General features: G+C 59.5%; 4 protein-coding genes and 1 tRNA gene. 2 read left to right on the forward strand and 3 right to left on the reverse strand.

The features are described 5' to 3' along the window. Positions 1-265: 265 nt before the first annotated feature. Positions 266-1,138 (reverse strand): FecR domain-containing protein, encoded by an 873-nt coding sequence (locus EN745_RS31150; RefSeq protein ID WP_126054243.1) that lies wholly within the window; start codon positions 1,136-1,138, stop codon positions 266-268. A 99-nt stretch (positions 1,139-1,237) separates the two neighbouring features. Here EN745_RS31150 and EN745_RS31155 point away from each other — a divergent pair, with 99 nt between their 5' ends. Both EN745_RS31155 and EN745_RS37560 read left to right on the forward strand, forming a co-directional pair. Beyond that, positions 1,238-1,642 (forward strand): hypothetical protein, encoded by a 405-nt coding sequence (locus EN745_RS31155; protein WP_127423017.1) that lies wholly within the window; start codon positions 1,238-1,240, stop codon positions 1,640-1,642. A gap of 731 nt (positions 1,643-2,373) precedes the next feature. Then, a complete protein-coding gene (locus EN745_RS37560) occupies positions 2,374-2,904 on the forward strand; it encodes a CatB-related O-acetyltransferase (protein WP_127423018.1) in 531 nt (176 codons plus the stop codon). 562 nt (positions 2,905-3,466) lie between these two features. On the opposite strand, the gene EN745_RS31165 is transcribed toward EN745_RS37560, so the two are convergent. After that, the gene (locus EN745_RS31165) at positions 3,467-3,784 is read right to left on the reverse strand and encodes a hypothetical protein (protein ID WP_127423019.1); all 318 of its coding nucleotides are present in this window, start codon (positions 3,782-3,784) and stop codon (positions 3,467-3,469) included. Positions 3,785-4,083: 299 nt separating this feature from the next. After that, a tRNA-Glu gene (locus tag EN745_RS31170) sits at positions 4,084-4,158 on the reverse strand.

Raw genomic sequence — 4,158 nt, forward strand, 5'->3', positions numbered from 1 at the left:
GCAGGATATCGCGCAGAGCGGATGATTTTCTTGCCAAACGGGCGGGAGCGGCGGTGGAAGCGAATGCCGGCTATGCGGAGCAACAATTCGGCTCCAACTCCTGACCTGCATTTGGACAGGGCAGTTGACCGCCGCGCTCGCTGCTCTTCAAGGGCAATGAGTTCGGCCACACCGATCTAGAAGCACTTAGCCCCGACCGGCCAGCGAAGCCGAATAGCGGAAGCGCCAGAAAAAAGAGCAGCTATCCGTTGCTCTTGCCGCCGCCCTATCCCTTCTTGCCAGGACCGTAGGATTTTCCGGGATTGCTGGGGTCGTGCTTGCCGGGGTCATTTCCATGACCGTTGTTGCCATCATCCGTTGGCGGGGCCGGCGGGTCCGGCGGATCCGGCGGATTGGGTGTGCCCGGACTGGGTGGACTGGGCGCCCGTTGCTGCTGCGGCCGCGGCGTATGCTCCTGCTGAATGGCGGCCGTAAGCCCGCAATTTCCGCCCGTACCGAAGCCTCCCGAAAGCTGCTGAGTGCCGGTCAGAAACGGCAACGCCCGCTGGGTGCCGAGTGCGGTGAGCACAGATCGATTGACCTTGGTAACGTCGCTCATGGCGCCTGATGGCGACGCGACCACACAATCGCAGCGCTGCTTCAGTTCCCGGCATCCGCCACCGCTGCAGAACCGAGCCGACCCCTTCAGGAGCACGACGGCGGTTTTGCCGTTGGGCGCGATGTGAACATCGAATGCTGTTCCCCGCACGCCTATCGTGCCTGCAGGCGTGACGATCTGGTAGGCGGACGAGGACGAACTTCCGCTTATCCAGCGAAACGTTCCCTTGGCAGCGCGGATGGTAAGGTTCTTCACCGAATTATCATCGTTGAAGACGTACTTGTCGATGACGACGGAAGAACCCCACCCTACCGCCAGCTTGGTGCCATCCATGAACACGAATTGGCCAAGCCCGGTATTGGATGTCCTGATACGTTCGTCCCGGTGAACGGGTGCGCTGACCACCAGCGGTCCGGTTGCGCCGGTGACGGCAGTCTTGATCACGACTGCCTTGCCGACTGTTTCGGCGGCGGCTATCGGTGTCGCATTGTTGAGCGTCGCGGCAAGCGCGACAACAGCAACCCACCTCAAGGACGGCATTGCATCCTCCTGTAAGATCGATCTTTATTAGCAATTTCTTTATTAGCACATGTACCAAAGGTTGTCTTTACGGGAGGGCATACGTCAATTTGAGTAGACATGACTCGTTTCCGCAGGCGAAGCTCGCTCGGCAATTCGCAATTCGGCGGCGACCCGATGAACGGCCATCTGGACGAAATTCGCATCACGGTCGGTCATAACCGTTACGGGCTCGGACACGAGCTTCACGCCGCCGACTGCGGCTTTTCCCAAGGTCAGAAAATGCCGCGCGGTGCAAGGCAGGCATACTGGGCCGGCCTCAATGCGTCAGCGGTTGAACTTGCCTTCGTAGCCGTAGGAAATGTCACTCGGCAGACTGAGCGCTGCTTGCCGGAATTCGAGATTGAATATCTGATCCGTATACCGGCCATCGTTCAACAGCCCGTCCCATGCGAAGAACGCGGCAACCGCGACAAGGATGAGCATAAACGTTCGCATCGGAACCCCCTCTCTCAAGAGGGCTGAAGCTCTCCCATGGAATGCTTGCGCATCCTCAACACCAGCAAGCGCGTGGCCGCGAACGGTGTCATGACGAGAAACGTCATCGCGACGCTGATGAGGAATGACAACTGACAGAATGCGCTGGGAACGTTACAAACAGCTTCCATAGACCTAACCCCTTCAAACCACGGTTACTCTGGTGGCCTCCCTCCGCCCGCTCTCCAAGCATGATCCTGCTTCGGCAGAAATACAAGAGGTTGCTAATATAAGATTGTCATCGCTTTGCTCTCCGCTGGCCAGCGACGCGCTCGACTTGATGGATGCCGGTTGCGACCTGGAGGAGACTGCCGACGACGAATTCACGCTCGGATGGACAGAGCGCGGTGCCAGCTTTGGGCACCGACAATACTGACAGCGAATTGATTGGAGGAATCCGGCAACCAAGGCCGTCATTGCTGCGGGTATCTCAGCCGTCTTCACAGGCCCCCAGCGCTTCGGCCTGGCTGATGATCCTTTGTACCGCCAGGGCTTGAAGAACTGCCGATCTGAAATCGCCTCGGGCACCGTCGGCGGCGAAGGCAGCGGAGCCGCGAACGCCTCGCCATCACGCAGAAAGCCGAGCACTACCTCGTCGGGCGCCGCAATGAAGCCTTGCGGATGCTCTTCCGTTTCGCACCCCCATCCGACTGGACGACAAAGCCGTTTTCGACCAAGACAAAGTTAGTCATCTATAAGCTCTTCACCAGGATTGAGTTATGGCATTCAAGAAATTGCGTATTAAGCTTGGGTTGCTTGCCGGGCCGGATACGATACCGCGCCATGCGAGAGTCGGCCGAGAGACCCACGGCGTAAATGCCAGCACGTTTCTGAACTGCACCGCAAAATCGCCGGTAGAAATAGGGGCTTTTTGCTCGGTTGGTCCGGGCGTGCTCTTTCTGTGCCAGGCCGATCACCCCACCGACACGGCTTCGACCTTCCCTTTTCAGTCCAGGATATTCCGGCAGAAAAAGAACCTGGAATATTTGATGTCCAAAGGACCGATCATAGTCGGGAATGATGTCTGGATCGGCGCTCGGGCCGTCATCCTGTCCGGCGTGACCATCGGCGACGGCGCCGTCATAGCTGCCGGCAGCGTCGTAACTAAAGACGTGGCGCCCTACACGCTGGTTGGCGGCAACCCTGCCAAGGTCATTAAGCGGCGTTTCGCTGACAAGACGATAGCGAGCTTGCAGGAAATCAAATGGTGGAACTGGCCTGACGCAAAAAGCCGAGCGCGCAGCGTTTGACTTGCCCGCCGAAGAGTTCGCCCGCCGCTATCTTCAGGTTCGCCAGAGCTGAACACGGCTATAAACTTCCGTTCCGCCGAAATTGTTTGCATAGCCGTAACCCGTTGAGGCGCGCGTTCTTTCAACGCGATGCTCCAACCGAGAAGTTTTTCCCCGCGACGATGGGGGCCGCGCCGAAGCTGCGGGTTACGCCATCCGATCCGAAGCCGGACCGTTCTGACGTGCCGTAGGCAGCAACAACAGCATCTGTCACGTTATAGAGTCGCGTCTGCATGAGGCCCACCGCCCAGGATGGGGCAGACCACTCAACCACCCCCGCTACCGTGGCCGTAAATGTGTTTGAAGAAACGGAAATGAACCCAAACGGGTCGCGAACTTCAGTGTTCAGGTCGCCTGCCACGAACCTGCCGTTGCGCCACCGCCATGTGTGCCTGCGGCTTTCTGATCCTCAACAATGGCTGCCGGGGCGGCAGCGCCTGGTAGAGCATACCTCGCGTCCAAAAGAGTGGTGTAGTTGCCCATGGCGACGATTTCATAGGCGGCGGCGCCCATCGACCAGCCGCTAGGCGGCGTATGCACTCGGGCGGTGCAAAGCCATAATGGCCGCGCCGGTGCCGTTGCCCTGCAGCATGACTTCGCCGAGATTGCCGGCAGCGTTCGCCATAGCGCTGTTGCCGGTGGCGCCGCCGACGAAGGACAGCCGGGCGGTGAAAGTGCTTGCCGCCGCCTTGAACAGGGCTATGGCCTGTTGAACAAAGCCCGTGGTTGCGATACGGGTCGAGTTGTGACTACCGCCAGGCGTCGGGGCCGGAGGGGCGCCAGCAAGCGCCGCGTTGAGTAGCGGGGCCTTCTGCACCGGGGCGGCGAGAATGGTTGCCACGTCAACGTCTGCGGACTGAAGCGCCGCGATGAGGCCGGCAATCAGCAGGCAGGATTGTAGTCTGCTGAGAGTTGTAAGGGTCGGCGAAGACGCCGAGCTCTGTGAAACCTCATATCGGGGTTCGCTGTTAGAGCAGCCGGCGACAGCCGCAACAGCCAGGCAAAGAACTGCAGTTCACATTTCCCCCTCTATATCGCATGAGGAGCGGGAGCGTGACAGGTATCGCCCGCGCCGACAAAGCCGGAGGGATATTGGCCAAAAATTGGACAGCGAAGGGAGATTGTCAGCAAAGTGCTTGCTGGTACGCCCAAGGGGAATCGAACCCCTGTTACCGCCGTGAAAGGGCGGTGTCCTGACCGCTAGACGATGGGCGC

Origin of the sequence: Mesorhizobium sp. M4A.F.Ca.ET.022.05.2.1, from assembly GCF_003998845.1 — a bacterium.
Classification (GTDB): Bacteria; Pseudomonadota; Alphaproteobacteria; order Rhizobiales; family Rhizobiaceae; genus Mesorhizobium.